Origin of the sequence: Thioalkalivibrio sp. ALE30 (assembly GCF_000377465.1) — a bacterium.
Lineage (GTDB): Bacteria > Pseudomonadota > Gammaproteobacteria > Ectothiorhodospirales > Ectothiorhodospiraceae > Thioalkalivibrio.
Genome location: NZ_KB898168.1, coordinates 390343 through 416937 on the forward strand (window position 1 = coordinate 390343; position 26595 = coordinate 416937).

Genomic DNA, 26595 nt, shown 5'->3' on the forward strand with positions numbered 1-26595 from the left:
TCAGGTATTGAGTCGATTGAGGATGTGGTTCGCTTCGCGAATCAGCCGCTTGCGGCCAAAAAGCAGTTTCCAGCGCGATCCGCCGGCCTGGCGCCAGAGGACCGCGGCCCGGATTCCGGCCAGCAGCAACGCACGAATGCGCGCGGCGGTCTCCGGGTTGGAGAGGTTGTTCTGTTCCCCCTGCACGATGATGCGCGGGCCGAGTTCGGAGATGGTCTCCTTGTAGATCTCGGCGAGCCGCGCGATCACGCTCTCGTGGGTGATGTGAAAGTAGTCGATCTGGCGTTGCGCGCCCTGCAGACCGTCGGTCAGCGTCTGCAGCATATCGTCGCGTTTTTGCAGCTTGCGCTCGAGGAAGATCAAGCCGATCGCGTAGCGGGTGATCTCCATGTCCGGCGGCTTGCTGCCGTTTTGCAGCTGGCTCTCGATGCGTTCCAGGCCGCTCTTCAGGCTGACGGCCTCGCGGTAGACCGCCTCCGGTGTCTCGGCATCGAAGGCAAACAGGCTGCCGATCAGGACCTCGAACTCGTATTCGTCGCAGCTGCCGCGCCAGGCCAGATCCTTGACCAGGCTGGCGCACTGGAAGAGGGCGGCAAGCGCCAGCGTGCGGTTGTGATCGGAGCGGTCCAAGCCAGTTCATTCCTTGGTGGGTCGGGGGCGGGGCGCCAGGCAGGGCTCACTATACCGGAAGTGACCCGGCGGACTCACTCAGGGAGACGCGGATTGAATGGCGCCTGCGTGGTGGTCCAGCGTGGTCCGGGTCGCGATCACCGCGCCGCCCAGGCAGACATCGCCGCGGTAGAAGGCGATGGACTGCCCGGGGGTGGCGGCGCGTTGCGGGCTGTCGAACGCCACCGTGGCACCCGCCTGCGCAAGCGTCTCGATGCGGCAGTCCTGCAGGGGCTGGCGATGGCGCAGTCGGGCCCGGAGCGGCTCGCCCGGGGCGGGCACGTCGTGGATCCAGTGGACCGGCTCGGTGACAAGCGTCGGGCTCATCAGTCGCGGATGCTGCGGGTCCTGGGCGACGACCAGGGCGTTGTGCTCGAGATCCTTGTCGACCACATACCACGGGGCCTCGGCGAAACCGTCGACCCCGCCAATGCCGAGACCCTGGCGCTGGCCGAGGGTGTAGAACATCAGGCCCTGGTGGCGGCCGACGACCTGACCCTCCGGGGTGCGCATCTCGCCCTCGGCGGCGTTCAGGTACTGCGCGAGGAAGTCGCGGAAGCGCCGCTCGCCAATAAAGCAGATCCCCGTGGAGTCCTTGCGGGCGTGGTTCGGCAGACCCAGTTCGCGGGCCCGCACCCGGACCTGGTCCTTCGGGATATCCCCCAGCGGGAACAGGGCCGGGCGCAACTGCTCCTGAGTCAGGGTATGCAGGAAGTAGGTCTGGTCCTTGTTCGAGTCGGCCGCCATGCACAGCTCGCTGAAGTCCGCATGATGGCGGACCCGCGCGTAGTGACCGGTGGCGATCCAGCGGGCGCCCAGCTCGCGCGCGTGGTCGAGGAAGGAACGGAACTTGATCTCGCGGTTGCAGAGGATGTCCGGGTTGGGGGTGCGCCCGGCCTCGTATTCGTGGAGGAACTGGGCGAACACCCGCTGGCGGTAGTCCTCGGCGAAGTTCGCCTTGTGCAGGGGGATCTCGAGACAATCCGCGACCTCGCGGGCCATCGCGTAGTCGGCCTCGGCGGCGCAGTATTCGGCGTCGTCGTCATCCTCCCAGTTCTTCATGAACAGGCCTTCGACGCGATAGCCGGCCTCCAGCAGGCGGCTGGCGGCGACGGCGGAGTCGACGCCCCCGGAGAGGCCGATGATGACGCGCTCGCCGCCGCTCATGGCGCGACCGCCCGAACCAGCCCGCCGACCGCCGCGAGCGGGAGGCGCGGGCCAGCCTGGTAGCGATGGATGCTGCGCATCACCAGGGGGCTGCGCAGGGGCCAGTCGCGTTCGGCCGCCTCGGGTGTCAGCCAGTGCAGGGCATGGATCGCCGGGTCTCGCGGGCCGGGCGAAGGCAGGGGCGTGGTCGAGCCACAGAAGCTGGTGCGCAGGATGACGGCGCCGCTGGCCAGTTCCAGGAGGTCGCAGCCGAGGGTGGCCTCGGGGGTGAACGCGAGGGAGGTCTCCTCGCGGACCTCGCGCACGACCGCCTCGATGAGGTCTTCGCGGGCATCCAGGTGCCCGGCCGGCTGGTTCAGGACCCGGCGCCCGCCGTCGGTCTCCTCGACGAACAGGAACCGGCCTTCGCGCTCGATCACGGCGGCCACGGTGATGTGACAGGGGAGGCGTTCGGTCATGCGGCGGATGATAACGCAGGCACAGGCGCACACGACCATGACGGAACGTCGATTTCACTCGCTCCGGGCCCCCGGAGATGGCGGTTGGGCATGTATAATCGAGGCATACCCGATTGACCGATCCATTGATCTCGATTTCCGTACAAGGAGTTGGCATGGCCTATCAGCACATTCAGGTCCCGGAGAAGGGCGAACGCATCACCGTCGACGAGCAGGGGAAGCTGCAGGTGCCGGATCATCCGGTGATCCCCTATATCGAGGGTGACGGCATCGGGGTCGATATCACCCCGGTGATGCGCCGGGTGACCGATGCGGCCGTGGAGAAGGCCTACGGCGGGAAGAAGGCGATCGAGTGGATGGAGGTCTATGCCGGCGAGAAGGCGACCAGGGTCTACGACGATGACTCGGGCCTTCCCGACGAGACCCTGGAGGCGGTGAAGGATTACCGCGTGTCCATCAAGGGCCCGCTGACCACGCCGGTCGGTGGCGGCTTCCGCTCCCTGAACGTGGCGCTGCGCCAGAAGCTGGATCTGTTTGTCTGCCTGCGCCCGGTGCGCTACTACGACGGCACCCCGAGCCCGCTGAAGGCGCCGGAGAAGACCGATATGGTGATCTTCCGGGAGAACTCGGAGGACATCTACGCCGGCATCGAATTCGAGTCCGGCACGCCGGAGGCGAAGAAGGTCATCGACTTCCTGCAAAACGAGATGGGCGTGACCCAGATCCGCTTCCCGGATACCGCCGGCATCGGCGTGAAGCCGGTCTCCAGCGAGGGCACCAAGCGCCTGGTGCGCAAGGCGATCGAGTACGCGATCGACAACGACCGCCCGTCGGTGACGCTGGTGCACAAGGGCAACATCATGAAATTCACCGAGGGCTCCTTCAAGGCCTGGGGCTACGAGCTGGCCCGCGAGGAGTTCGGTGCGAAGGACCTGGACGGCGGCCCGTGGCAGACCTTCAAGAACCCGAAGACCGGCCGCGACATCGTGATCAAGGACGTGATCGCGGATGCCTTCCTGCAGCAGATCCTGCTGCGCCCGGAGGACTACTCGGTGATCGCCACGCTGAACCTGAACGGCGACTACATCTCGGATGCGCTGGCCGCCCAGGTGGGTGGCATCGGCATCGCTCCGGGTGCGAACCTGTCCGACACCACCGCGATGTTCGAGGCCACCCACGGCACGGCGCCGAAGTATGCCGGCCAGGACAAGGTGAACCCCGGCTCGCTGATCCTGTCTGCCGAGATGATGCTGCGGCATCTGGGCTGGCCCGAGGCGGCGGACCTGGTGGTCAAGGGCATGGGCGGCGCGATCAGCGCCGGCGAGGTGACCTACGACTTCGCGCGGCTGATGGATAACGTCGAGCCGATTGCCTGCTCGGCCTTTGGCGAGGCGATGATCAAGCACATGTGACGGGACGGGTCGGTGGTCGGAGTGTCCGTAAGGGCACTTGGCCTCGGCCCGGAACCATTCGAGGATGGAGACGACCCAAACGAGTAACCGCTGAAGGCGCGAGTTCGACCGATGAGTGATGACAAGCCCCAAAACCCCGATCGAGACGACTCGGTAACGGTCGAAGAATCGAGGCCGGAGCTCAAGCCACCGCGACAGTACAAGGTGGTCCTGCTCAACGACGATTTCACGCCCATGGAGTTCGTGATCGAGGTACTGGAGACCTTCTTCAGCATGGATCGCGAAAAGGCCACCCGGGTGATGCTGCACGTGCACACGCGCGGCAAGGGAGTATGCGGCATCTTTACCCGGGATGTGGCCGAGACCAAGGTGGCGCAGGTGAACGACTACGCCCGCAGCCATCAGCACCCACTGCTTTGCTCGATGGAGGAGGCCTGACTCCCATGCTCGACAAGGAACTCGAATTCAGCCTGAACATGGTCTTCAAGGAGGCCCGCGAAAAACGTCACGAGTTCGTGACCGTTGAGCATCTGCTGATGGCGCTGGCGCAGAATCCCAGCGCGGCCACGGTGCTGCGGGCCTGCGGGGGCGATCTCGATCGCATCCGCGACGAGCTGGAGGCCTATATCGACGAGAACACGCCGCGCATCCCGCCGAACGATTCGCGCGAGACGCAGCCGACGCTGGGCTTCCAGCGGGTGCTGCAGCGGGCCGTGTTCCATGTGCAGTCCAGCGGACGCAAGGAGGTCTCCGGGGCCAACGTTCTGGTGGCCCTGTTCGGCGAACAGGACAGCCAGGCGCTGTACGTGCTGGGGCAGCAGAACATCTCGCGCCTGGATGTCGTCAACTTCATCTCGCACGGGATCTCCAAGGTAGGTGAGGACGAACTCGGGGCGCAGCCGAACCCGAACGAGTCCCAGGCCGAACCGGTGGAGGGCGAGCGCGAGGAAAAGACCAACGCGCTGCAGCTCTACGCCACCAACCTCAACGACAAGGCGCGCAAGGACGAGATCGACCCGCTGATCGGGCGCGATCACGAGATCGAACGCACCATCCAGATCCTCTGCCGCCGGCGGAAGAACAACCCGCTGCTGGTCGGTGAGGCCGGGGTCGGCAAGACCGCCATTGCCGAGGGTCTGGCGCGGCGCATCGTCGACGAGCAGGTGCCCGAGGCGATCGAATCCGCGACCGTCTATGCCCTGGACCTGGGGGCGTTGGTCGCCGGGACCAAATACCGCGGCGACTTCGAGAAGCGCCTGAAGGGCGTTCTGGCCCAGCTCAAGAAGGAGCCGGGTGCGGTGCTGTTCATCGACGAGATCCACACCATCATTGGGGCCGGTGCGGCCTCCGGCGGGGTGATGGACGCCTCCAACCTGATCAAGCCGATGCTCGCCTCGGGCGAGCTGAAGTGCATCGGTTCCACGACCTACCAGGAATACCGTGGCATCTTCGAGAAGGATCGCGCCCTGGCGCGGCGTTTCCAGAAGATCGAGGTGCCCGAGCCGACGGTCGACGAGACCGAGCAGATCCTGCGCGGCCTGAAGTCCCGTTTCGAGCTGCACCACAACGTACGGTTCACCAAGCCGGCGCTGCGGGCGGCGGCGGAGCTGGCCGACCGTTACATCACCGACCGCTTCCTGCCGGACAAGGCGATCGACCTGATCGACGAGGCCGGGGCCAGCCGCCAGCTGCAGCCGGCCAGCCAGCGCAAGAAGACCATCGGGGTGCAGGATATCGAGAGTATCGTGGCGAAGATCGCGCGCATCCCGCCGAAGTCGGTCTCCAGCTCCGACAAGGAGACCCTGCGCAACCTCGATCGCAACCTGAAGATGACCGTGTTTGGCCAGGACGAGGCGATCGGCACCCTGGCGACAGCCATCAAGATGGCACGCTCCGGTCTGGGCGACATGGACAAGCCGATCGGCTCGTTCCTGTTTGCCGGGCCGACGGGGGTCGGCAAGACCGAGGTCACCCGTCAGCTGGCGCAGCAGATGGGCATCCACCTGGCGCGGTTCGACATGTCCGAGTATATGGAGCGCCACACGGTCTCCCGCCTGATCGGGGCACCGCCCGGCTATGTGGGGTATGACGAGGGCGGGCTGCTCACTGACGCCATCCTGAAGCATCCGCATTCCGTGCTGCTGCTGGACGAGATCGAGAAGGCGCACCCGGACGTCTTCAATGTGCTGCTGCAGGTCATGGACCACGGCACGCTGACGGATGCCAACGGACGCGAGGTGGACTTCCGCAATGTGATCCTGGTGATGACCACCAACGCCGGTGCCGAGCAGGCCAGCCGCCCGTCGGTGGGCTTTACCCAGCAGGACCACTCCAGCGATGCGATGGAGGCGATCAAGCGCACCTTTACGCCGGAGTTCCGCAATCGGCTGGATGCGACCATCCAGTTCGGGCCGCTGGACGAGGCGACCATCCTCAATGTGGTCGACAAGTTCCTGACTCAGCTGCAGGCCCAGCTCGACGAGAAGAAGGTCCACCTGACGGTGGAGCCGGACGCCCGGGCCTGGCTGGCCGAGCATGGCTACGACGTCAAGATGGGTGCGCGACCGATGGCCCGCACCCTGCAGGAACACATCAAGAAGCCGCTGGCCGACGAGCTGCTGTTCGGCCGTCTGGCGCACGGCGGCGAGGTGGTGGTCCGACTGGGCGAGTCCGGGCTGGAGCTGGATATCCAGGAGACGGCCGTGTCGTCCTGATGCGGCGTGCTGGCAGAACCGGGCCCGCGCAAGGGCCCGCAAATGAAGAAGCCCCGGTCCTGCCGGGGCTTCTTCGTTGGAGAGGCGAACTTACTTGTTGCGGTAGACGATGCGACCCTTGGTCAGGTCATAGGGCGTCATCTGCACGATCACCTTGTCGCCGCGCAGGATCCGGATGTAATGCTTGCGCATCTTGCCGGAGATGTGCGCCGTGATCGTGTGCCCATTTTCGAGCTCCACCCGGAAGGTGGTGTTCGGGAGCGTCTCGACGACGGTACCCTCCAGCTCGATTTCGTCTTCCTTCGCCATACAGTTCCTCTCGTATTGAATCAAGGTGGCGACATTATCCGGATGCACCAGCGGAACACAAGTCATGGCGCGCCTCGCAGGGCCGGTCCACGGCGTGGATCGACGGGGCGAGGGCCGCGGCGCGCGTGTGGAACGAGCCGGCCGCCGCGTTTGCCGCGATTTCCCTGACCGCCTACACTACGCGCGCTTTCACGCGCGAGACCATTGCGAATGACAACTTCTTGGGCAGCCGTTTTTCCCGGCCAGGGGTCCCAGTCCACCGGCATGCTGGCCGATCTGGGCGACGACCATGCCATTGTCCGTGACACCTTTCAGGAGGCGTCGGACTGCCTCGACGCCGATCTCTGGAGCCTGTGCCAGCACGGCCCGGTCGAGCAGCTGAACCAGACCGAATGGACCCAGCCGGTGATGCTGGCCGCGGGGGTTGCCGCCTGGCGACTGCTGAGCGAGCAGACCACCGCGCGCCCGCAGGCGGTTGCCGGTCACAGTCTCGGCGAGTACAGCGCCCTGGTGGCCGCGGGCGTGCTGCGCTTCCCCGATGCGGTACGGCTGGTCGCGGAACGCGCCCGGGCGATGCAGGCGGCGGTCCCGGAAGGCGAGGGCGCGATGGCCGCGATCCTCGGGCTCGACGATGCCGCGGTGCAGGCCCTTTGCAGCGAGCATGCGGGTGGCGAGGTGCTGGAGGCGGTCAATCTGAACGCCCCGGGCCAGGTGGTCATCGCGGGTAATGCCGCGGCGGTGGACCGTGCGGTGGGGGCGGCGAAGGACGCCGGCGCCAAGCGCGCCCTGAAGCTTCCGGTCTCGGTTCCCTCGCACTGCGCCCTGATGCAGCCGGCGGCCGAGCGCCTGCAGGCCGCGCTGGACAGCACCCGCTTCAGCTCGCCGAGCATCCCGGTCTGGCAGAATGTGACGGCCGCGCCGGCGGATTCGGCGGAGACCATCAAGGACAACCTGGCCGCGCAGCTGTACCGGCCCGTGCGCTGGGTCGAGACCATTCGCGGTCTGCGCGAGCAGGGCGTGGCGGTGCAGGTCGAGTGCGGGCCCGGGCGCGTGCTGACCGGACTGGCCAAGCGCATCGACCGCGATCTGGAATTGTTCGATGTCGCCGATCGCGACACGCTGAACGCCACCCTGGAACGCCTGGGGTCGGACGCATCCTGAGCGCGCTCGCGCCGCCGCGGTTCGCGACTCCCTCTCACATGAAGCAAAGGCACAACCATGTCTGACAGCAAACGTGTAGCCCTGGTAACCGGCGCCAGCCGCGGCATTGGCGCCGCCATCGCCCGGCGTCTGGCCGAGCAGGGCCTGCAGGTGGTAGGCACCGCCACCAGTGACGCCGGCGCCGAGCGGATCACCGAGGCCCTGAAGGAATGGGGCGGCCGCGGCATCGCCATGGACGTCACCGACGCCGATTCCGTCGCCGCCGGCCTGCAGGCGATCCAGGCGCAGGAAGGCCCGATCGAGGTGCTGGTGAACAACGCCGGCATTACCCGCGACAACCTTTTCATGCGCATGAAGGACGAGGAGTGGGATGCGATCATCGACACCAACCTTTCCGCCGCCGTGCGCCTGACCCAGCGCCTGCTGAAGGGCATGATGAAGCTGCGCCGCGGCCGTATCATCCTGATCGGGTCGGTGGTCGGCTCCACCGGCAACGCGGGACAGACCAACTATGCGGCGGCCAAGGCGGGCCTGGCCGGGTTTGCCCGGTCGCTGGCGCGCGAGGTCGGCAGCCGCAGTATCACGGTGAACACGGTCGCCCCCGGGTTCATCGATACCGACATGACCCGCGAGCTGGGCGATGACACGAAAGCGGCCCTGCTGGGCCAGATCCCGCTGGGGCGCCTCGGCGCGCCGGAGGAGATCGCCGCGGCGGTGGGTTTCCTCGCGTCCGAGGAGGCCGGTTACATCACCGGCGAGACCCTGCACGTGAACGGCGGGATGTTCATGCATTGATCACGGCGGGCAGGCCGCGTGCCGCCCGCATGGCTCGCTGCACGGATCGCTAGATCGCGGCGGGGCTTTTCTCTAGAATGGCGGACCTTTCAACGAAGCCGCCTCACACCGAAGGGGATTTCTGAACCATGAGTAGCATTGAAGAACGCGTCAAGAAGATCGTTGTCGAGCAACTGGGAGTCAAGGAAGAGGACGTGACCAACGCCGCCGCTTTCGTTGACGACCTGGGTGCGGACTCGCTGGACACGGTGGAACTGGTGATGGCGCTCGAAGAAGAATTCGAGACCGAGATCCCCGACGAGCAGGCGGAAAAGATCACCACCGTGCAGCAGGCGATCGACTATATCAACGAGCACATGAAGGACTGATCCGACGCCTCCGGGCGCCGGTCAGGACGACGCGAACGGGCCTTCCTGCGCGCAGGGCGGCCCTTCGTCGTTTCGCTGAACGCGTATTTCAGTCTTTCGAGGAGAACATCATTGGCTAAGCGACGTGTCGTGATTACCGGGCTGGGGATTGTTTCCCCGGTCGGATCCACTATCGACAAGGCCTGGAGCAACATCAAGGCCGGCAAGAGCGGCATTTCCCCCATCGATGTCTTCGATGCCTCGGACATGCCGGTGAAGATCTCCGGCGCCGTTCGGGATTTCGAGGCCAATGATTACGTCCCGACGAAAGATCAGAAAAAGATGGACACCTTCGTCCTCTACGGGCTGGCCGCGGGGCTTCAGGCCCTGGACGACTCCGGACTGGAGGTGACCGAGGAGAACGCCGAACGCATCGGGGTCGCGATCGGCTCCGGCATCGGCGGTCTGCCGTATATCGAACGTTCCTACGGGGCATACCTGAAGGGCGGGGCGCGCAAGATCTCGCCATTCTTCGTGCCCAGTGCGATCATCAACATGGTGGCTGGCAATCTGTCCATCATGCGCAACCTGCAGGGCCCGAACATCTCCATCGTCTCGGCCTGTGCCACCGGCACCCACAACATCGGCGACGCGGCGCGCATGATCGCCTACGGCGACGCCGATGCGATGGTGGCCGGCGGGGCCGAGATGGCGACCACGCCGCTGGGCATCGGCGGCTTTGCCGCGGCTCGCGCGCTGTCCACCCGCAACGACGATCCGGAACGCGCGTCCCGCCCCTGGGACCAGGATCGTGACGGCTTCGTGCTCAGCGATGGTGCTGGCGTGATGATGCTGGAAGAGTACGAGCATGCGAAGGCTCGCGGGGCGAACATCTACTGCGAGGTCGCGGGGTTCGCCTGGAACGCTGATGCCCACCACATGACGCAGCCCATCCAGGATGGCTCCGGCGCCGCCAAGTGCATGCACCGGGCGCTGAAGGATGCCGGCGTGAATCCGGAAGAGGTCGGGTATATCAACGCGCACGGGACCTCGACGCCGGCGGGCGACCTGGCGGAGACCCAGGGGCTGAAGAAGGCCTTCGGCGACCATGCCTACAAGCTTCTGGTGAACTCCACCAAGTCGATGACCGGCCACCTGCTGGGGGCCGCCGGCGGGATCGAGGGCGTTTTCACGGCGCTGGCCCTGCGCGATCAGGTGTCGCCGCCGACCATCAACCTGGAAAACCCGAGCGAAGGCTGCGATCTGGACTATGTGGCCAACGAAGCGCGCGAGATGAACACCAAGGTCGGCCTGTCCAACTCCTTCGGGTTCGGCGGCACCAACGGCACGCTGGTGTTCCGCAGCATCTGACGCTGCGGCGCCGCCATGGCGGTCCATCCACTGGCCGCCGGGGTCGATTTCGCGGCCCTGGCGCGGCGATTCCCCGAACGCTACCCGCACCTGCTGGAGTCGGCCCTCATCGGGCAGGCCCCGGCACGCTTCTCCATCCTGTTTGCCTTTCCCGGTCGAACCCTTTCGACCGCGGCGGGCGAGGATATCCTGCAGGCGCTGGACCAGGACCTGTCCGGGGTACCGGAGCTGGCCCCGGACGACACGCCCCATGCCCATCTCCCGTTCCTCGGAGGGTGGTTCCTCTACGCGGGATACGAGCTGTCCTGGGGCCTGGAGCCGGCGCTGGGTGAATGCCGGTCGGATCCCTGGCTGCCGGACGCGCTGCTGACCTATTTTCCCGCGGCCCTGATCCATGATCACCACGCGGGCCGTACATGGTTCGTGGACGAAACGGACGATGCCGAGCGCCGGGCGCAGGTCGAGCGGGACCTGGAGGCAGTACAGGAGGATGCGGACGCGGCGTGCAGCCCCTTGCCCGATCTTTCCTTGCAGGAGGAGGATCCGGCCCAATACCGCGAGGCGGTACTTCGCGGCCTCGAGTACATTCGAGCCGGCGATACCTTCCAGGTCAATCTGTCGCGGGAATGGCAGGCCAAGGCGGCTGCACCGCTGGATCCGGCGGTGCTGTATATGCGCCTGCGTCAGGCGAATGCGGCCCCGTTCGCCGCCTGGCTGCAGTTGCCGGGGGCCCACGTGATCAGCTCCTCGCCGGAACGCCTGGTGTCGGTAGAGCGGGGCGAAATCGAGACCCGGCCGATCGCGGGAACCCGCAGACGCGATGCGGACGCCGATAAGGATCGGCGTCTTTTCAGTGAGTTGAACTTCAATCTTAAAGAGCGGGCCGAACATGTGATGCTGGTGGACCTGGAACGCAACGATGTCGGGCGGGTGGCCGACATTGGCAGCGTGCGGGTTGCGGAGCTGATGACCATCGAGAGCTATCGCCGGGTGCACCACATTGTCTCGAGCATCGTCGGGCGCCTGCGCCCCGGGACCACGGCCGCCGATGTCCTGCGGGCGGTCTTCCCCGGCGGCACCATCACCGGGTGCCCGAAGATTCGCAGCATGCAGATCATCCAGGAACTGGAGCAGTACGCGCCGCGTGGCGCCTATACCGGCGCCTGTGGCTACGTGAGCCGGCATGGGCGCATGGATACCAATATCCTGATCCGTACGCTCGTTGCGCACGGGAACGAGCTGCGCTTCCGCGCCGGTGCCGGCATCGTGGCTGACTCGGACCCGGAGCGCGAGCTGGAGGAGACCCGGCACAAGGCACGGGGTCTTCTGGAGGCGCTGGGCGTGCACAACGAGGCGCTTTCGTGATCCTGGTGAACGGGGAACCGGACGAGAACGTCTCGGTGGGTGATCGCGGGCTGCTGCTCGGGGATGGGCTGTTCGAGACCCTGCGCGTGCGTTCGAGCCAGCCGCAATTGTGGGCGTACCACCGGGATCGGCTGTGGCGGGGCCTGCGCCAGCTGGGCTTCCCGGAGCCCGAGGAAGGGCAGATTCTCGAGGAAGTGGCACGGGTGGCGCACGGGCCCGAATGCCTGGTGCGGGTGACGATTACGCGTGGCGGAGGGCCCCGAGGGTACGCGCCACCCGCCCATCCGGCACCCACGCGGATCGTCAGTGCCGGGCCCGCGCTGGACGCCACGCCACCCGGCGACCGGAGCCCCCTGGTTCTGGGCTGGTCGGCCGTCCCCGTTGGGGTGAACCCGGCGCTCGCGGGGCTCAAGCACACCAGCCGCCTGGAACAGGTGATGGTACGCAGCCACTGGGAAACTGGCTGGGAGGAAGCGATCGTTTGCGATGCACTGGGGCGGGTGATCAGCGCCACCCAGGGCAATCTCTGGGTGCGCGAGGGGCAGCAGCTGCTGACGCCCCCGCTCGACCAGGCCGGGATTGCCGGGACCCGGCGGGCCTGGATCCTCGATCATGCGGCAGGGTTTGGATTCTCCGTGGTCGAGGAATATCCGGAGACCGAACGGATCAGGCAGGCCGACGGTATCTACATAACGAATGCACGTCTCGGGATGACCCCGGCGGTGCTGGCTGAAGCGGACAATCCGGGGCGCGCGTGGCAGGATGATCCGCTCTACCGCATGGGAATCGCGTTGCATGAAGCGCATTAGTCTCGCCGTCCTGGCTCTGGTGGTCGCGCTTGCCCTGGGCACCGCCTGGTGGTTGGGCGAACACTACCGGGCACAACTGGACACGCCCCTGGCGCTGGACGCCTCGGAACGCTACCAGCTTGAATCGGGTCAGGGGCTGCGCTCGGTCAGCCGTTCGTTTGCTGAGCGCGGCTGGATCGAGTCCGCCTGGGTGGCGGAGGTCTACGGGCGGCGCCAGGGGCTTGCGCCGCGGCTACAGGCCGGCGAGTACGCAGTGACCCCGGGGATGACGCCGCGCGATCTGCTGCACGCGATGGCCCGGGGCGAGGTCATCCAGCATCGCCTGACCTTTCCCGAGGGCTGGACCATCCGCCAGGCACTGAGCGCGCTGCGCGAACATCCGGAGCTGGTCGGTCCGCCGGAGTCGGTCGGGGTTCACAACCTCCTCGAGACCCTGGGCTTGTCGGACCTGGATCATCCGGAAGGCTGGTTTCTTCCGGATACCTATTTCTTCGGCTCCGGCACCGAGGCCCTGACGGTGCTGGAGCGCGCCCATCAGGCCATGCGCCTGCACCTGGAGCGGGCCTGGGAAGGCCGTATCGAGGACCACCCGGTGGATTCCCCCTATGAGCTGCTGATCCTGGCCTCGATCATCGAGCGCGAGACCGGGCGTGGGGACGAGCGGGACCGGGTAGCGGGCGTATTCGTGAATCGGCTGAAGCGCGGCATGCGACTGCAGACCGACCCGACCCTGCTGTACGTGCAGGAACCGGGCGTGCAGCGGCTGACGCGGGCCGAGCTGGATCGTGACCACCCCTACAACACCTACACGCGCGCGGGGTTGCCCCCGACGCCGATCGCGCTGCCGGGGCGGGCCGCCCTGGAGGCCGCCGCGCGGCCGGCGGATACCGACGACCTGTTCTTTGTTTCGCGCGGCGATGGCAGCCATCATTTCTCCCAGACCTATCGCGAACACCGCGAGGCCGTGATCCGCTACCAGCTGGGCGGGGACGGCAGCCGCTACGGCATCCGCAACCGCTAACGGGAGCCCCTGCGCATGGATCGCTCACCCCATCCTGGTCGTTTTCTGGTGCTTGAGGGTATCGAGGGCTCGGGCAAGACCACCCAGATCGAGCGGCTGGAGGCTCGATTGCGCGCCGCCGGCCACAGCCTGCGCGTCACGCGCGAGCCGGGCGGAACCGCGCTGGGCGAGCGCCTGCGCGGGTTGCTGCTGGATCCGGATCTGCCCGGGATGTGCCCGGAGGCGGAATTGTTGCTGATGTTCGCGGCACGGGCCCAGCACCTGGCCGAGATCATCCGGCCAGCCCTGGACGCGGGCGACTGGGTGCTCAGCGACCGCTTTACCGACGCCTCCTTCGCTTATCAGGGCGCGGGGAGGGGCCTGGGCGACCACCGAGTGGCCCGTCTGGAGGACTGGTTGCAGGGCGAGCTGCGGCCGGATCTGGTGATCCTGCTGGATATTGCCCCCGAGACCGGACTGGAACGGGCGGTGCAGCGGGGGCGCCGTGACCGGATCGAGCGAGAGGCGCTGGACTTCTTCGAGCGCGCGCGCGAGGCGTATCGCCAGCGCGCGGCAAAGGCCCCCGACCGGTACCTGGTGGTGGATGGAGCGGCGGATCCGGACACTGTGGCCGAGCGGATCCTCGCGGGCGTGCGGGAGCGCCTGCCGCTGCACGCGCTGGGGGGCGGCTGAAGGATGGACGGAACCGATACCCGGGAGGCGCTGCCGCCCTGGCTGCAGGCGCCGTGGAGCGGGCTGGTCCGGCGCGGACGTGACGGGCGCCTGCCCACCGGTCTGCTGATCCACGGCGCGACCGGGGTGGGCAAGGCCCTGCTGACCACCGCGCTGATTCAGGCACTGTTGTGCCAGCGCGCCAGCGGCGAGGAAGCGGCCTGCGGCGAGTGTAACGCCTGCCGCAGCTTCAGTACCGGTGTGCACCCGGAGGTGATGGCCCTGGAACCGGAGGAGGCCGGGAAGGAGATCCTGATCGCCGCGGCCCGCGAGGCGATCGACTTCCTGTCGCTGTCCGGGTCGGGGGATCTGCGCTCCGTGATCATCCGCCCGGCCGACGCCCTGAACGCGAATGCCGCAAATGCCTTGCTCAAGACCCTGGAAGAACCGCCGACCGGGGCGATGCTGATCCTCGAGGCGGCGCAGCCCGCGCGTCTGCCGGCGACGATCCGCAGCCGCTGTCAGACCATCGAGATCGCCAATCCGGCCCCGGCGGACGCGACGGCCTGGCTGCGCGGGTTCTCGGATAATCCGGCAGCGGTGGACGAGGCCTATGCAGCCAGCCTCGGGCGACCGCTGGCCGCCCGCGAGATCCTGACCGACCCCGAACGCATGGGTCGCTGGGAACAGGACCGCGAGGCCCTGACCGCGTTGTTGCGTGGCGCCAGCGTGCACGCAATGGCGGCTACCCTGCAGCGCAGCCTGCCGGAATCCCTGATTCCGCGGATCCAGGCCCTGCTGGTGTCGGCCCAGCGTCTGGCGGTCAACGGCGAGCCGGATGCCTTTGGCCGGCAATTCCCGCGCGATCTTCTGGAGGGCTTTGCCCGGCGTGCCGGCGCGCGACGCCTGGCCGAGCTGTCCGCGCGGGCGCTGGTCTGGCAACGCCAGGCGAGCCGTCAGCTGAACCCGCAGCTGCGCATGGAGGATATCGCCCTGAATTTCCAGGCGAAGTAGCTGCATAACTCACGCCGCGAGCGGCTACGGGGTGGCGCGCGATCGCATCGATGGGCGATACTCCTTGGCCCAGCACGTAATCAGGTCACACGGGAGGGTCTATGGCCGGGCAGGGCATGCTCACCTTGGCAATCAAGGAAAAACCCGCGCTGTATGCGGCGTACATGCCGTTCGTGACCAATGGCGGGCTGTTCATCCCGACCGACAAGGCCTACAAGCTCGGGGATCAAGTCTTCCTGCTGCTGTCACTGCTGGAGGATTCGGACCGCCTGCCGACGCCCTGCACGGTAGTCTGGATCACCCCGCCACGGGCGCAGGGCAACCGCCTGCGCGGCATCGGCGTGCAGTTCAACAAGTCCGACAAGGGCGTGACTCATCGCCGCATCGAGGAGCACCTGGGCGGTATGCTGAACTCGGACCGCAAGACCCACACGTTCTAGCCGCCGGGCAAAGGCCAGGGTGTTCGGGCGGGCTTGCCGTTCGAGCCCGTCACCCGCCGCAGTTCGCCGCGTCCGGGTCCCCTTGTCGACCCGCATCCGCCACCCTCAGCGTACGCCTGCAGCCGCGTTCTCGCGGATGGCCTCGGCCAGGCACTCCAGCGCGCGGTCGATCTGCTCCCGCGTCAGATAGAAGTGGGGTGCAAAGCGGATCCCGCCGCCGCGCAGGGCACACAGCACCCCGTACCCCTGAAGCCGGGCATACAGCGCATCCAGATCGTCCACCGGTGGCCGGAAGGTGAGGATGCCGGCGCGCCGGCCGCGCGGTGTCAGGATGCGGCATCCCTGGCTGCGCAACCCGTCCTCCAGGTGCAGCCAGTGCTCGCGGATTTCGTGGTCGATGGTCTCGAGCCCGGTCTCCAGCAGCAGCGACAGGCTGGCGTGCAGGGCGTGAATCCCCAGCATATTCGGGCTGCCCGGCTCAAACCGCCGGGCGCTGGTGGCTGGTTCGATGCCGGGGTTGGAGAAGTCACCGGCATGCGCCAGCATGTTCCAGCCGTATTCCTGCAGCGTCAGCTGCTCGCGCGCCTCCGGGTTCACGTAGAACACCCCGATCCCCTCCGGCGCCAGCATCCACTTGTGCGCATCCGCCATCACGAAATCGGCATGACAACCGGGCGCATCAAAGGGCAGGGCGCCCAGGTGCTGGATCGCGTCGACGCAGAACAGGATGCTGCGCGCGCGCAGTTCAGCGCCCAGCGCCTGGATGTCGATGCGCATCCCGGAGTCGTAGCGTACCGCGCTGGTGGCGACCAGGCGCGTATGCCCGTCGCAGGCGGCCAGAAGATCGCGTTCCGGCTCCGGACCAACCGGCACCTCGCGGGCCTCGATGCCGAAGCGCTCGGCCGCGGCCAGCCAGACCACGCGGTTGGACGGAAACTCGTGGGCCGGGAACACGACGTTGTCGCCCGGGCACCAGTCGAGGCCGAAGGCCACCATCGACAGCGCCTCCGAGGTGTTCTTGACGAAGGCGATATCCTCGGCCGACGGGGCGCCGATCAGCGTGCGGGCGAGCGCCCGGGTTGCATCGACATGCCGCAGCCACTGGAGGTAGTCGCGCGAACCATGGACGACGTTCGTATGGGCGAACTGGCAGACCGCCTCCTCGGTGCGTCGCGGCCATGGGCCGACGGCGGCATGGTTGAGATGGATAATCCCTTCCTGCGGAAATTCCGGGTGCATGCGATCCTCCTGGGCCGGGCCCGAAGGGTAACCCAGTCGGGCGGCCCGTAGAACACCGAGCGCGCGCCAGAGCCGCCGTGACCGGTGCCGCGTGTCAGGCGCTTGTTGTGATTCCCCGGGCAAGTTGTTAATTTGCGGGCTCCCTGAATACCCCGGGTCTGCGCCTCAATCCATGTCATCGGGTTTGGTGAACGGGCCCTCGCAGCGGCCGCATGGCCTCGTCCACCGCGCCTTCCGGCCTCCCGCAGGCGCTGCGCCGTTTTGCACCTTGCCAGTACAGGAGGGACGGATGAATTCCGTTGTCCAGTTCTATCAGGACCCCGAGCTCGGGGCGGTCGAGCCGCGCGAATTCCGGGTCTTCAATGACCGTTCGCTTGACCGTATTCCGGCGGTCGCGGCGCTGCCGGAGGCCATGCGGTTCGAAATGCGCGTGGTCGCCAGCGTGCTGCCGTTCCGGGTCAACGAGTACGTGATCGAGGAGCTGATCGACTGGGACCGCGTCCCCGACGATCCCATGTTCCAGCTGACCTTTCCGCAACGGGACATGCTCGCTCCCGAGGCCTTCGAGCGCATGGCACAGCTGCACCGAAGGGGGGCGGGGCGTGACGAGATCCAGGCGCTGGCACGCGAGTTGCGCCAGGCGTTGAACCCGCATCCCGCCGGGCAGATGGAGCTCAATCGCCCAAGCGAGGAGGCGGGCGAAGTGATCAACGGGCTGCAGCACAAGTACCGCGAGACGGTCCTGTTCTTCCCCGGACAGGGGCAGACCTGCCACAGCTATTGTACCTTCTGCTTTCGCTGGGCCCAGTTTGTCGGAGACAAGGAACTGCGGATCGCCAGTACCGATGCCGGATTGCTGCACGACTACCTGCGCAGCCACACGGAGATCAGCGACCTGCTGATGACGGGCGGCGACCCGCTGGTGATGAAAACCAAGCACCTGAAGGCCTACCTGGAAGGATTGCTGGAGTCGGATCTGGCCCATGTCCAGACCATTCGCATCGGCACCAAGGCCCTAACGTTCTGGCCCTATCGCTTCGTCACGGACAGTGACGCGGACGAGCTCCTGCATCTCCTGGAGCGACTCGCGGAGGCGGGGAAGCACGTGGCGCTGATGGCGCATTACAACCATCCCCACGAGCTGCGTACCCCGATCGCGCGCGAGGCGATCCGCCGCGTCCGGGATACCGGTGCCGAGATCCGTGCCCAGGGCCCGTTGCTGCGGCACATCAACGATGATGCATCCGCATGGGCGGATCTGTGGCGCGAACAGGTCCGCCTGGGGATCATCCCGTACTACATGTTCGTTGAGCGCGACACCGGCGCCCGCCGCTATTTCGAGGTGCCACTGGCCCGGGCCTGGGAGATCTATCGCGAGGCCATGCAGCAGGTTTCCGGACTGGGTCGCACCGCCCGGGGCCCCTCGATGAGCGCGGAACCCGGCAAGGTCGAGATCCAGGGTGTGGCGGAGATCCAGGGCGAGAAGGTATTCGTGCTGCGCTTTATTCAGGCGCGCAATCCCGACTGGGTACAGCGGCCCTTCTTCGCGCGTTATGACGACCAGGCCACCTGGCTGGATCAGCTGGAGCCGGCCTTTGGCGAGGAGCGCTTCTTCTTCGAGGACGAACGGGCCGCGATGAAGGCCGAATCCGGTCAGTAACCGCCTTCTATGCGAGCGGCTTTGGCACAATACGCTCCATGGACAACAACACCCTGAAGCAACGCGACCTGCGCGCCCTCTGGCATCCCTGCACCCAGATGAAGGATTACGGCGAGGAGGGCACCCTCCCGCTGCTCCCGATCCAGCGCGGGGAGGGTGTCTGGCTCTACGATTTCGACGGCAACCGCTACCTGGACGCGATCAGCTCCTGGTGGGTCAACCTCTTTGGCCACGCCAATCCGCGTATCGGCGATGCGGTCAAGGATCAGCTGGACCGGCTGGAGCATGTGATCCTCGCGGGCTGCACCCACGAACCGGTCGTGGAGCTGTGCGAACGCCTGATCGACATCACCCCCGACGGGCTGGAGCGGGTGTTCCTGGCGGACAACGGCAGTGCCGGGGTGGAAGTCGCCCTGAAGATGAGTTTTCACTACTGGCGCAACGTCGATCGCCCGCAAAAGACCCGCTTCATTCGGCTGTCGAACAGCTACCACGGCGAGACTCTGGGCGCGCTTTCGGTGAGCGATGTGCCGCTCTACAGCGCCACTTACGAACCCCTGATGCTGGATGTGATCACGGTGCCGGCCCCGGACTGTTTCGACCGCGAGGACGGCGAAACCTGCGCCGACGTGGCGCGCCGCCAGTTCGTGCACATGGAACAGGCGCTTGCGGCGCATGCCGATGAGGTCGCCGCGGTCATCGTCGAACCCCTGGTCCAGTGCGCGGGCCACATGCGCATGTACGACCCGGAATACCTGCGGCTACTGCGCGAGGCCTGTGACCGTCACGGCGTGCACCTGATCGCCGACGAGATCGCCGTGGGCTTCGGGCGCACCGGCACGCTGTTCGCCTGCGAACAGGGGCCGATCACGCCCGATTTCCTGTGCCTGTCGAAGGGGCTGACCGCTGGTTATCTGCCCATGGCCGCGGTGCTCACCACGGACTCGATCTACCAGGCGTTCTACGACGATTACGAAAAGCTCAACATGTTCCTGCACTCCCATTCCTACACCGGGAATCCGCTGGCGTGCAGGGCGGCACTGGCCACCCTGGATATCTTTCAATCGGATCCCGTTCTCGAGAGAAACCGGGAGCTTGCATCCCATATCCAGAAACGGCTTGAACCCTTGAAAGATCATCCACACGTCGCCGATGTCCGCCAGCACGGCATGATTGCGGCGGTGGAACTGGCGCAGGACAAGCAACAGCGGACGCCATACCCATGGCAGGAGCGCCGCGGCCTGCACATCTATCGCCATGGCCTGACCCGGGGCGCCTTGCTGCGACCGCTGGGGAACGTGAGCTATCTGATGCCGCCGTACGTGATCACCGAGGATCAGGTCGACTTTCTGGTCGAGGTGATGACCGAGGGCATCGAAAAGGCGGTGAGCGCCTGAACGGAGCGCTGCATCGGGTCCGCGGTTTTGGGTGTCGGGCGATTCGCATGCCGCGACGCGGGATACCCAGGCGTCGAGACCATTCCGGCACGCCGCTGCTCCAACGGAAACGACGCATAATACATATTATGTTAAATCCGAGGTGAGCGACGGTTGGCGGGTTTTAGGTCAGTCGCCGGTATCTCCCCCGGTCTTGCCCCTCTCTTGCGTGTCCATGCCCGAATCCGGCCTTGGCCGGGCTCCGGCGGTTCTCAGGAAAGACTGCTGATCACGTGGGTCAGGATCTGTTTGACCCGCGTCATGCCCACATCCAGATTGGCCGCGATGTCGTCCATGGTGATCTCGCCCTCGGCCCGGCCGGCGGCCCAGTTGGCGATCACAGCGCAGCAGGCATAGTTGAGGCCCACTTCGCGCGCCAGGGCCGCCTCGGGCATGCCGGTCATGCCGACCAGGTCGCAGCCGTCGCGTTCCAGTCGGTCGATCTCCGCGGCCGTCTCGAGGCGTGGCCCCTGAGTCGCGCCGTAGGTCCCGTGCTCCACCGCCTCGATCCCGAGCTCGTCGATCGCCCGGATCAGGGTCTGGCGAACCGCCTCGTTGTACGGCCAGGTCATGTCGATATGCGTGACCTCTTCCAGGTCGCCGCCTTCGAAAAACGTGTTCGCGCGTGACCAGGTGTAGTCGATGATCTGGTCCGGGATAGCGACCACCCCCGGCTTCATCTCCTCGGTGATCCCGCCGACCGCGGCGACGGCGACCACGTTGTCGATACCGGCGTTGTGCAGTGCCCAGATATTGGCCCGGTAGTTCACCTGGTGTGGCGGGATGGTGTGGCGCGCCCCGTGGCGCGGCAGGAACACGATCTCGATGTCATTCAGCCGGCCAAAAACCAGCGGGCCGGAGGGCTCCCCATAGGGCGTGTGCATCACCTGGCGTCGGGTGATCTGCAGGTCTTTCAGTCGGGTGAGACCGGTGCCGCCGATGACGGCGATGCGGGGTGCGGACATTAATCAGTGCTTCCCTGGTGGTCGGCCACGGCGAAGATGCCGGGCGCGTTGCGCAGGTAGTCCTGGTAGTCCATACCGTACCCGAACAGGTAGCGGTTGGGCGCCTCCAGGGCCGCGTAGTCGACGGTGATCGCCGGATCCCGGTCGGGGTTGTGCTTGTCGACCAGGACGATGGAGATGACCTGCCGAGCGCCCTGCTCTTCGCAGAAGGTCTTGATGCCTTCCAACGTAATGCCGCCGTCGAGGATGTCGTCGACGATCACGACGGTACGGTCCTGCAGGGCCGCCTGGGGACGCGCAAGCCAGTGCAGCTGGTCGCCGCCGCGGGTGCCGCCACGATACCGCGTGGCATGCAGGTAGTCGACCTGCATCGGGAACGACCAGCGCGTCAGCAGCCCGCCCATCAGCACCACACCCCCGTTCATCACGCCCATCACCAGCGGATTGCGGTCCTTCAGCGCGACCGCCGTGCGTTCGGCCAGACGGTCGATCGCGGTCTCGACGGCGTCACGGCTGAAGAGACAGTCGGCATCACGCAGCGTGGCTCGCGCCTGTTCCGGGCTCATGGCATGTCCTGGGGGTGTCGGTGCGGGAAATCATGTCCGAGCATCCGGAGCGAGGCAAGCTCGCAAATTCCGGACCCCGGAAACGCAACCGGCCGGCACAAGGGCCGGCCGGCTGGCAGACGAAGGTCGAGGACCTTAGTAGGTGAAGGTCACCGTGTCGTCGTCCATCGCTTCGGAGATCACGTAGGCGCCGCCCACGGTTTCCTCGATTTCCGGGATCAGGTCGTTGCCCCACAGATCCAGGGTTGGGGTGCAGACCTTCATCACGACGCCGGCCTCGTGGGCATCCTTCATGAAGTCGTAGACGCTCTTGCTGGAGCCTTCCTGCACGAACAGGTTTTCGGCCACGCCCTTCTTGGCGAGTTCGCCGGCACGACCGGTCATCACGACTTCAACGTCGTATTCCATCGCGGCGGCGACAGTGGCCTGGAAGAACGGGGCACCCAGTTCGGAAGCGTTGCTCGGGTCGGTGTTGACCATGACGATCAGGAGCTTGTCGGCCATTTTGGATCTCCAACTTCAGTGGTGAGTGTGAATATTACTAGCTGCTCAATCGCAGACCGGTGGCGCATTATAGGCGCCTCGACGCGCGGGCGCCAATGCGCCGCCCGGCACGGTTCAGGCGGTGGCGAGCTGGCTTGCGCGGAGCCAGCGATCGAGCTGCGCGCGAAGCGCCGGGAGGCGGTTTGGATCGGCATCGACGGGCCGTGCGCGCAGGCGTTCCAGGCGGCGCGCCGACTCGGCGGACAGGGGCTGATCCACCTGGGCCTCCAGGATCCGGTCGGCCTGTTTCGGCTCGTTGCAGATCAGCACCATGTCGCAGCCGGCGGCGCGTGCGGCGGCCGCCCGTTCCGCGGGGTCGCCGATCCCCTCGGCGCCGGCCATCGCCAGGTCATCGCTGAGGATGGCGCCGCGATAGCGCAGTTCGCGGCGGAGGATGTCCTGCAGCCAGACACGCGAGAATCCGGCGGGATAGCCGTCGACCTGAGGGTACAGGACGTGCGCCGGCATGATCCCCTCGAGATCTCCAAGCACGGGCCGAAAGGCCTCGAGATCCTGATTCTCGATTTCGGACAGGGGGCGGTCATCCACCGGCAGCGCGACATGGGAATCCGCCTTCACGGCACCGTGCCCCGGGAAGTGCTTGCCGACCGCGGCCATGCCGGCGGCAGCCAGGCCCCGGATCAGTTCGCCGGCGAGGCGTGCGATCACGTCCGGGTCGTAATGAAACGCCCGGTCGCCGATGACGTCACTGATCTCCAGATCGCGGTCGAGGACGGGCGTGAAACTGAAATCGATATCCAGTGCGCGCAGTTCCCGCGCGAGCAGCTCGCCGGTCGCATGCGCCAGTTCACAGGCCTTGTTGCGGTCGTAGTCGTAGACGTGGCCCAGCTGGCGCATGGGCGGGATCGCAGTGAAACCCTCGCGCAGGCGCTGCACGCGCCCGCCTTCCTGATCCACGGCGATCAGGATGCCGGGGCGCTCGGCGCGGATCGCGGCGACCAGCGCCTGGATCTGCGCCGGCGTGCCGGCATTGCGGGCAAACAGGATCACCCCGCCGGTGGCGGGATGTCGCAGGCGTTCGCGATCTTCCGGGGTGAGTTCGATTCCGGTGACGTCGAGCATCACCGGACCCAGGGGCAAGGGGTCGTTCTGGGACATCACTCAAGGCTCGAATCGGCGCTCCCGCGGGAGCCATCTTTTCAGGATAGCGAGGCTTCGGGGAGAAAGGCGAGTGCCTTGAGCTTCTCGATGCGATCGCGGATGCGGGCCGCCTCCTCGAATTCGAGGTCGCGTGCTTTTGCGAACATCTCCTGTTCGAGGCGCTCGATCTCCTTCGCCGCGTTCTCCGGCGCCCCCAGATAATCAGCGCCCTCCTCCGCGACCTTCCGCCCGCGGCGGCCGCTGGAACCGGGCGTGGCGTTGCGCGCCTCGAGGATGTCCGCGATGTTCTTGCGGATGCCCTGGGGCGTGATGCCGTGGGCCTCGTTGTGCTCGATCTGTTTGGCCCGGCGGCGCTCGGTCTCGTCGATGGCGCGTTGCATGGAGCCGGTGATCTTGTCGGCGTAGAGGATGGCCTTGCCGTTCACGTTGCGCGCGGCGCGGCCGATGGTCTGGATCAGCGAGCGGTCGGAGCGCAGGAAGCCCTCCTTGTCCGCGTCCAGGATCGCCACCAGGGAGACCTCGGGCATATCCAGCCCTTCGCGCAGCAGGTTGATCCCGACCAGGACGTCGAACTCCCCCAGTCGCAGGTCGCGGATGATCTCCATGCGTTCCACCGTGTCGATATCCGAGTGCAGATAGCGCACGCGCACGCCGTGTTCGGTGAGGTAATCCGTCAGGTCCTCGGCCATGCGCTTGGTCAGGGTGGTGATGAGAACCCGTTCGTCGCGTTCGACGCGATCGCGCACCTCCGAGAGGACGTCGTCCACCTGCGTACCGGCCGGACGGACCTCCAGTTCCGGGTCCAGCAGCCCGGTCGGGCGGACCACCTGGTCGACAATCGCCCCGGCATGTTCGCGCTCGTACGGGCCGGGGGTGGCCGAGACGTAGATCGTCTGCGGCATCAGGGCCTCGAACTCCTCGAAACGCAGCGGGCGGTTGTCCAGGGCCGATGGCAGGCGGAAGCCGTATTCCACCAGGGTCTCCTTGCGCGAGCGGTCGCCCTTGTACATCCCCCCGACCTGGGGAACCGAGACATGGGATTCGTCGATGACCAGCAGCGCATCCTTCGGCAGGTAGTCAAAAAAGGTCGGCGGCGGCTCGCCCGGGGCGCGTCCGGAGAGGTAGCGCGAGTAGTTTTCGATCCCGTTGCAGTACCCGATCTCCAGGATCATCTCCAGGTCGAACAGCGTGCGTTGTTCCAGACGCTGAGCCTCGACCAGCCGATCCTCCTTGCGCAGGAAGTCCAGGCGCTCCTTGAGTTCGTCGCGGATGTGGTCCACGGCCTCCAGCAGGGTCTCGCGCGGCGTTACGTAGTGCGTCTTGGGGTAGATCGTCAGACGCGGCACCGTGCGCAGCTGTTCGCCGGTTAGCGGATCGAAGTACGACAGCCGCTCCACCTCGTCGTCGAACAGCTCGATGCGCACCGCCTCGCTGTCGGATTCCGCCGGGTGGATGTCGATCACCTCGCCGCGTACGCGGTAGGTGGCGCGGCGCAGCTCGGTGTCGTTGCGGGTGTACTGCAGCTCCGCCAGACGGCGCAGCAGGTCGCGCTGGTCGATCCGGTCGCCGCGCTCCACGTGCAGCACCATCGACAGATACTTGCGCGGGTCGCCCAGGCCGTAGATGGCCGACACCGAGGCCACGATGATTGCGTCGCGCCGCTCCAGCAGCGCACGGGTGGCGGACAGGCGCATCTGCTCAATGTGATCGTTGATCGAGGCGTCCTTCTCGATGTAGGTGTCCGACGACGGGACGTAGGCCTCCGGCTGGTAGTAGTCGTAGTAGGAAACGAAGTACTCCACCGTGTTGTGCGGGAAGAACTCCTTGAATTCCCCGTACAACTGCGCCGCCAGCGTCTTGTTGGGTGCCAGGATGATGGTGGGGCGCTGTACCTGCTCGATCACGTTGGCGATGGTGAAGGTCTTGCCCGATCCGGTTACGCCGAGCAAGACCTGGTGCGCGAGGCCGGCCTCCAGCCCTTCGGTCAGCGCACGGATCGCCGTCGGCTGATCGCCCGCCGGCTGATACTCCGATACGACCTTGAATTGTTCGCCTTCGCCTGGCTGCACCTTATCCTCCGCGCCTGATTTCAGTATCATTTCGCCCCGACCGCCCGCGCGGCCCATCGACCCGATCACACAGAGGCCTACCCCTTGGATATCGAGCTTTCCGACCGCGTCCAGCGCATCCAGCCCTCCCCCACTCTCGCCGTCAGCGCGCTGGCCGCTCAGCTTCGCGCGGAGGGGCGGGACATCGTCGGGCTGGGGGCCGGAGAACCGGATTTCGATACCCCCGAGCATATCAAGCAGGCGGCGGTGGACGCGCTTGCCCGCGGAGAAACCAAGTACACTCCGGTGGACGGTACGGCCAGCCTCAAGGCGGCCATCATCCGCAAATTCGATCGCGACAACGGCCTGACGTTCACCCCTGACCAGATCCTGGTGTCCTCCGGTGGCAAGCAGAGCATCTTCAATCTCTGCCAGGCCCTGCTGAATCCCGGGGACGAGGTCGTGATCCCCGCCCCCTACTGGGTGTCCTACCCGGATATCGCCCTGCTGGCCGGGGCGCGCCCGGTGATCGTCAGCGCCGAGCAGGATGCCGGCTTCCGCATCACCGGGGAACAGCTGGAGGCCGCGATCACCCCGAACACCCGCCTGGTGTTCCTGAACAGCCCGTCCAATCCCACGGGCGCGGCGTATTCGGCCGCCGAGTTGACCGAACTGGCCGAGGTGCTGCGGCGCCACCCCCGTGTGGTCATTGCCACGGATGACATGTACGAACATATCCGGTTTGGCTCGGCCCCGTTCGTGAACATCGTCAACGTCGCCCCGGATCTGCTCGAGCGCACCGTGGTGCTGAATGGCGTATCCAAGGCCTATGCGATGACCGGCTGGCGCATCGGCTACGCCGGTGGTCCGAAGAACCTGATCGCGGCGATGAAGAAGATCCAGTCGCAAAGCACCTCCAATCCGACCTCCATTGCCCAGGCCGGCGCCGAGGCCGCATTGAACGGCGACCAGGGCTGCGTGGTGGCCATGTGTTCGGCCTTCGCCGAGCGCGCTCGCCACGTCGTGGACGGCCTCAATGCCATCGAGGGGATCGACTGCCTCATGCCGGACGGCACCTTCTACTGCTTCCCTCGCGTCACCGGCCTGATGGCGGCAGCCGATATCGACACCGACGTCGCCCTGACCAAGCAGCTGCTGGACGAGGTGGGCGTGGCCCTGGTTCCGGGGAGCGCCTTCGGCGCGCCGGGCCATGTGCGTGTCTCGTTCGCCACCAGCGTGGACCAGCTCGACAAGGCCCTGGAGCGCCTGCGCGAGTTCGTGGCGCGCCACCACTGACACCGGGTACGGCGGCG

General features: G+C 66.5%; 26 protein-coding genes. 16 read left to right on the plus strand and 10 right to left on the minus strand.

Annotation, left to right across the window (positions count from 1 at the left end):
* The 3 genes from hflD to D107_RS0101750 all read right to left on the minus strand — a co-directional run bounded on the left by hflD (position 1) and on the right by D107_RS0101750 (position 2294).
* On the minus strand, positions 1-630 hold the full coding sequence (gene hflD, locus D107_RS0101740; protein ID WP_018866334.1) for a high frequency lysogenization protein HflD: 630 nt from the start codon (positions 628-630) through the stop codon (positions 1-3).
* A 78-nt stretch (positions 631-708) separates the two neighbouring features.
* The gene (gene mnmA / locus D107_RS0101745; protein ID WP_018880629.1) at positions 709-1836 is read right to left on the minus strand and encodes a tRNA 2-thiouridine(34) synthase MnmA; all 1128 of its coding nucleotides are present in this window, start codon (positions 1834-1836) and stop codon (positions 709-711) included.
* Positions 1833-2294 (minus strand): NUDIX domain-containing protein, encoded by a 462-nt coding sequence (locus D107_RS0101750; RefSeq protein ID WP_026280220.1) that lies wholly within the window; start codon positions 2292-2294, stop codon positions 1833-1835. Before D107_RS0101750 ends, mnmA begins: the two co-directional genes overlap by 4 nt.
* A gap of 155 nt (positions 2295-2449) precedes the next feature.
* Here D107_RS0101750 and icd point away from each other — a divergent pair, with 155 nt between their 5' ends.
* The 3 genes from icd (at position 2450) to clpA (ending at position 6420) form a co-directional block, all read left to right on the plus strand.
* Positions 2450-3706 (plus strand): NADP-dependent isocitrate dehydrogenase, encoded by a 1257-nt coding sequence (gene icd, locus D107_RS0101755; protein WP_018880630.1) that lies wholly within the window; start codon positions 2450-2452, stop codon positions 3704-3706.
* A gap of 111 nt (positions 3707-3817) precedes the next feature.
* Entirely contained in the window at positions 3818-4144 is a 327-nt protein-coding gene (gene clpS / locus D107_RS0101760) for an ATP-dependent Clp protease adapter ClpS (RefSeq protein WP_018140091.1), read from the plus strand.
* 5 nt (positions 4145-4149) lie between these two features.
* The gene (gene clpA, locus D107_RS0101765) at positions 4150-6420 is read left to right on the plus strand and encodes an ATP-dependent Clp protease ATP-binding subunit ClpA (RefSeq protein ID WP_018866329.1); all 2271 of its coding nucleotides are present in this window, start codon (positions 4150-4152) and stop codon (positions 6418-6420) included.
* A 90-nt stretch (positions 6421-6510) separates the two neighbouring features.
* Here clpA and infA read toward each other — a convergent pair whose 3' ends face one another.
* Positions 6511-6729 carry a translation initiation factor IF-1 gene (infA, locus tag D107_RS0101770; protein ID WP_012982660.1) on the minus strand — a complete coding sequence of 73 codons (219 nt, stop codon included), beginning with the start codon at positions 6727-6729 and terminating at the stop codon, positions 6511-6513.
* Positions 6730-6939: 210 nt separating this feature from the next.
* Between infA and fabD the strand changes: the two genes are divergently transcribed.
* From fabD to D107_RS0101820, 10 genes are all read left to right on the plus strand, one after another.
* A complete protein-coding gene (gene fabD / locus D107_RS0101775) occupies positions 6940-7890 on the plus strand; it encodes an ACP S-malonyltransferase (RefSeq protein WP_081618670.1) in 951 nt (316 codons plus the stop codon).
* 57 nt (positions 7891-7947) lie between these two features.
* Positions 7948-8685: a 3-oxoacyl-ACP reductase FabG gene (gene fabG, locus D107_RS0101780; RefSeq protein ID WP_018866327.1), complete on the plus strand. Its 738-nt coding sequence runs from the start codon at positions 7948-7950 to the stop codon at positions 8683-8685.
* A gap of 128 nt (positions 8686-8813) precedes the next feature.
* Positions 8814-9053, plus strand: a complete 240-nt coding sequence (gene acpP / locus D107_RS0101785) for an acyl carrier protein (RefSeq protein WP_017941560.1) — start codon at positions 8814-8816, stop codon at positions 9051-9053.
* A 129-nt stretch (positions 9054-9182) separates the two neighbouring features.
* Positions 9183-10403: a beta-ketoacyl-ACP synthase II gene (fabF, locus tag D107_RS0101790; protein WP_018866326.1), complete on the plus strand. Its 1221-nt coding sequence runs from the start codon at positions 9183-9185 to the stop codon at positions 10401-10403.
* Between the two features lie 15 nt (positions 10404-10418).
* Positions 10419-11768 (plus strand): aminodeoxychorismate synthase component I, encoded by a 1350-nt coding sequence (locus tag D107_RS0101795; RefSeq protein ID WP_018880632.1) that lies wholly within the window; start codon positions 10419-10421, stop codon positions 11766-11768.
* Complete coding sequence (gene pabC / locus D107_RS0101800) at positions 11765-12577, plus strand: aminodeoxychorismate lyase (RefSeq protein ID WP_018877403.1); 813 nt, start codon at positions 11765-11767, stop codon at positions 12575-12577. Before D107_RS0101795 ends, pabC begins: the two co-directional genes overlap by 4 nt.
* The gene (gene mltG / locus D107_RS0101805) at positions 12564-13598 is read left to right on the plus strand and encodes an endolytic transglycosylase MltG (RefSeq protein ID WP_018877402.1); all 1035 of its coding nucleotides are present in this window, start codon (positions 12564-12566) and stop codon (positions 13596-13598) included. The genes pabC and mltG overlap by 14 nt, the downstream gene beginning before the upstream one ends.
* A gap of 15 nt (positions 13599-13613) precedes the next feature.
* Positions 13614-14270, plus strand: coding sequence for a dTMP kinase (gene tmk / locus D107_RS0101810; protein ID WP_018879112.1), 657 nt, complete (start codon positions 13614-13616; stop codon positions 14268-14270).
* Positions 14271-14273: 3 nt separating this feature from the next.
* A complete protein-coding gene (locus D107_RS0101815) occupies positions 14274-15263 on the plus strand; it encodes a hypothetical protein (RefSeq protein ID WP_018880633.1) in 990 nt (329 codons plus the stop codon).
* 101 nt (positions 15264-15364) lie between these two features.
* Positions 15365-15703: a PilZ domain-containing protein gene (locus D107_RS0101820; protein WP_017941553.1), complete on the plus strand. Its 339-nt coding sequence runs from the start codon at positions 15365-15367 to the stop codon at positions 15701-15703.
* A gap of 105 nt (positions 15704-15808) precedes the next feature.
* Here the strand turns inward: D107_RS0101820 and D107_RS0101825 are convergent, their stop codons facing one another.
* A complete protein-coding gene (locus tag D107_RS0101825; protein WP_018877399.1) occupies positions 15809-16942 on the minus strand; it encodes an aminotransferase class V-fold PLP-dependent enzyme in 1134 nt (377 codons plus the stop codon).
* A gap of 289 nt (positions 16943-17231) precedes the next feature.
* On the opposite strand from D107_RS0101825, the gene D107_RS0101830 reads away from it, so the two are divergent.
* Positions 17232-18602: a KamA family radical SAM protein gene (locus tag D107_RS0101830; protein WP_018880634.1), complete on the plus strand. Its 1371-nt coding sequence runs from the start codon at positions 17232-17234 to the stop codon at positions 18600-18602.
* Between the two features lie 38 nt (positions 18603-18640).
* On the plus strand, positions 18641-19999 hold the full coding sequence (locus D107_RS0101835) for an adenosylmethionine--8-amino-7-oxononanoate transaminase (RefSeq protein ID WP_018877397.1): 1359 nt from the start codon (positions 18641-18643) through the stop codon (positions 19997-19999).
* A gap of 251 nt (positions 20000-20250) precedes the next feature.
* Here D107_RS0101835 and D107_RS0101840 read toward each other — a convergent pair whose 3' ends face one another.
* The 5 genes from D107_RS0101840 to uvrB all read right to left on the minus strand — a co-directional run bounded on the left by D107_RS0101840 (position 20251) and on the right by uvrB (position 25303).
* On the minus strand, positions 20251-21003 hold the full coding sequence (locus D107_RS0101840; RefSeq protein ID WP_018866317.1) for an S-methyl-5'-thioinosine phosphorylase: 753 nt from the start codon (positions 21001-21003) through the stop codon (positions 20251-20253).
* The gene (locus tag D107_RS0101845) at positions 21003-21569 is read right to left on the minus strand and encodes a hypoxanthine-guanine phosphoribosyltransferase (RefSeq protein ID WP_018877395.1); all 567 of its coding nucleotides are present in this window, start codon (positions 21567-21569) and stop codon (positions 21003-21005) included. Before D107_RS0101845 ends, D107_RS0101840 begins: the two co-directional genes overlap by 1 nt.
* 135 nt (positions 21570-21704) lie before the next feature.
* Entirely contained in the window at positions 21705-22073 is a 369-nt protein-coding gene (locus D107_RS0101850) for a DsrE family protein (protein ID WP_018866315.1), read from the minus strand.
* 114 nt (positions 22074-22187) lie between these two features.
* Positions 22188-23231, minus strand: coding sequence for a beta-N-acetylhexosaminidase (gene nagZ / locus D107_RS0101855; protein WP_018880635.1), 1044 nt, complete (start codon positions 23229-23231; stop codon positions 22188-22190).
* Between the two features lie 41 nt (positions 23232-23272).
* Positions 23273-25303: an excinuclease ABC subunit UvrB gene (gene uvrB, locus D107_RS0101860; protein WP_018880636.1), complete on the minus strand. Its 2031-nt coding sequence runs from the start codon at positions 25301-25303 to the stop codon at positions 23273-23275.
* A gap of 84 nt (positions 25304-25387) precedes the next feature.
* On the opposite strand from uvrB, the gene D107_RS0101865 reads away from it, so the two are divergent.
* Complete coding sequence (locus tag D107_RS0101865; RefSeq protein ID WP_018880637.1) at positions 25388-26578, plus strand: pyridoxal phosphate-dependent aminotransferase; 1191 nt, start codon at positions 25388-25390, stop codon at positions 26576-26578.
* The last annotated feature ends 17 nt before the right edge of the window (positions 26579-26595 follow it).

Bases quoted from the DNA above. Each gene is read 5' to 3' on its own strand.
- D107_RS0101820 (WP_017941553.1), top strand. From the start codon at position 15,365: ATGGCCGGGCAGGGCATGCTCACCTTGGCAATCAAGGAAAAACCCGCG.
- clpS (WP_018140091.1), top strand. From the start codon at position 3,818: ATGAGTGATGACAAGCCCCAAAACCCCGATCGAGACGACTCGGTAACG.
- D107_RS0101815 (WP_018880633.1), top strand. From the start codon at position 14,274: ATGGACGGAACCGATACCCGGGAGGCGCTGCCGCCCTGGCTGCAGGCG.
- acpP (WP_017941560.1), top strand. From the start codon at position 8,814: ATGAGTAGCATTGAAGAACGCGTCAAGAAGATCGTTGTCGAGCAACTG.
- mltG (WP_018877402.1), top strand. From the start codon at position 12,564: ATGAAGCGCATTAGTCTCGCCGTCCTGGCTCTGGTGGTCGCGCTTGCC.
- icd (WP_018880630.1), top strand. From the start codon at position 2,450: ATGGCCTATCAGCACATTCAGGTCCCGGAGAAGGGCGAACGCATCACC.
- D107_RS0101795 (WP_018880632.1), top strand. From the start codon at position 10,419: ATGGCGGTCCATCCACTGGCCGCCGGGGTCGATTTCGCGGCCCTGGCG.
- D107_RS0101750 (WP_026280220.1), bottom strand. From the start codon at position 2,294: ATGACCGAACGCCTCCCCTGTCACATCACCGTGGCCGCCGTGATCGAG.
- tmk (WP_018879112.1), top strand. From the start codon at position 13,614: ATGGATCGCTCACCCCATCCTGGTCGTTTTCTGGTGCTTGAGGGTATC.
- D107_RS0101850 (WP_018866315.1), bottom strand. From the start codon at position 22,073: ATGGCCGACAAGCTCCTGATCGTCATGGTCAACACCGACCCGAGCAAC.
- nagZ (WP_018880635.1), bottom strand. From the start codon at position 23,231: ATGTCCCAGAACGACCCCTTGCCCCTGGGTCCGGTGATGCTCGACGTC.
- fabG (WP_018866327.1), top strand. From the start codon at position 7,948: ATGTCTGACAGCAAACGTGTAGCCCTGGTAACCGGCGCCAGCCGCGGC.
- mnmA (WP_018880629.1), bottom strand. From the start codon at position 1,836: ATGAGCGGCGGCGAGCGCGTCATCATCGGCCTCTCCGGGGGCGTCGAC.
- fabD (WP_081618670.1), top strand. From the start codon at position 6,940: ATGACAACTTCTTGGGCAGCCGTTTTTCCCGGCCAGGGGTCCCAGTCC.
- D107_RS0101825 (WP_018877399.1), bottom strand. From the start codon at position 16,942: ATGCACCCGGAATTTCCGCAGGAAGGGATTATCCATCTCAACCATGCC.
- D107_RS0101835 (WP_018877397.1), top strand. From the start codon at position 18,641: ATGGACAACAACACCCTGAAGCAACGCGACCTGCGCGCCCTCTGGCAT.
- infA (WP_012982660.1), bottom strand. From the start codon at position 6,729: ATGGCGAAGGAAGACGAAATCGAGCTGGAGGGTACCGTCGTCGAGACG.
- D107_RS0101840 (WP_018866317.1), bottom strand. From the start codon at position 21,003: ATGTCCGCACCCCGCATCGCCGTCATCGGCGGCACCGGTCTCACCCGA.
- D107_RS0101830 (WP_018880634.1), top strand. From the start codon at position 17,232: ATGAATTCCGTTGTCCAGTTCTATCAGGACCCCGAGCTCGGGGCGGTC.
- D107_RS0101845 (WP_018877395.1), bottom strand. From the start codon at position 21,569: ATGAGCCCGGAACAGGCGCGAGCCACGCTGCGTGATGCCGACTGTCTC.
- clpA (WP_018866329.1), top strand. From the start codon at position 4,150: ATGCTCGACAAGGAACTCGAATTCAGCCTGAACATGGTCTTCAAGGAG.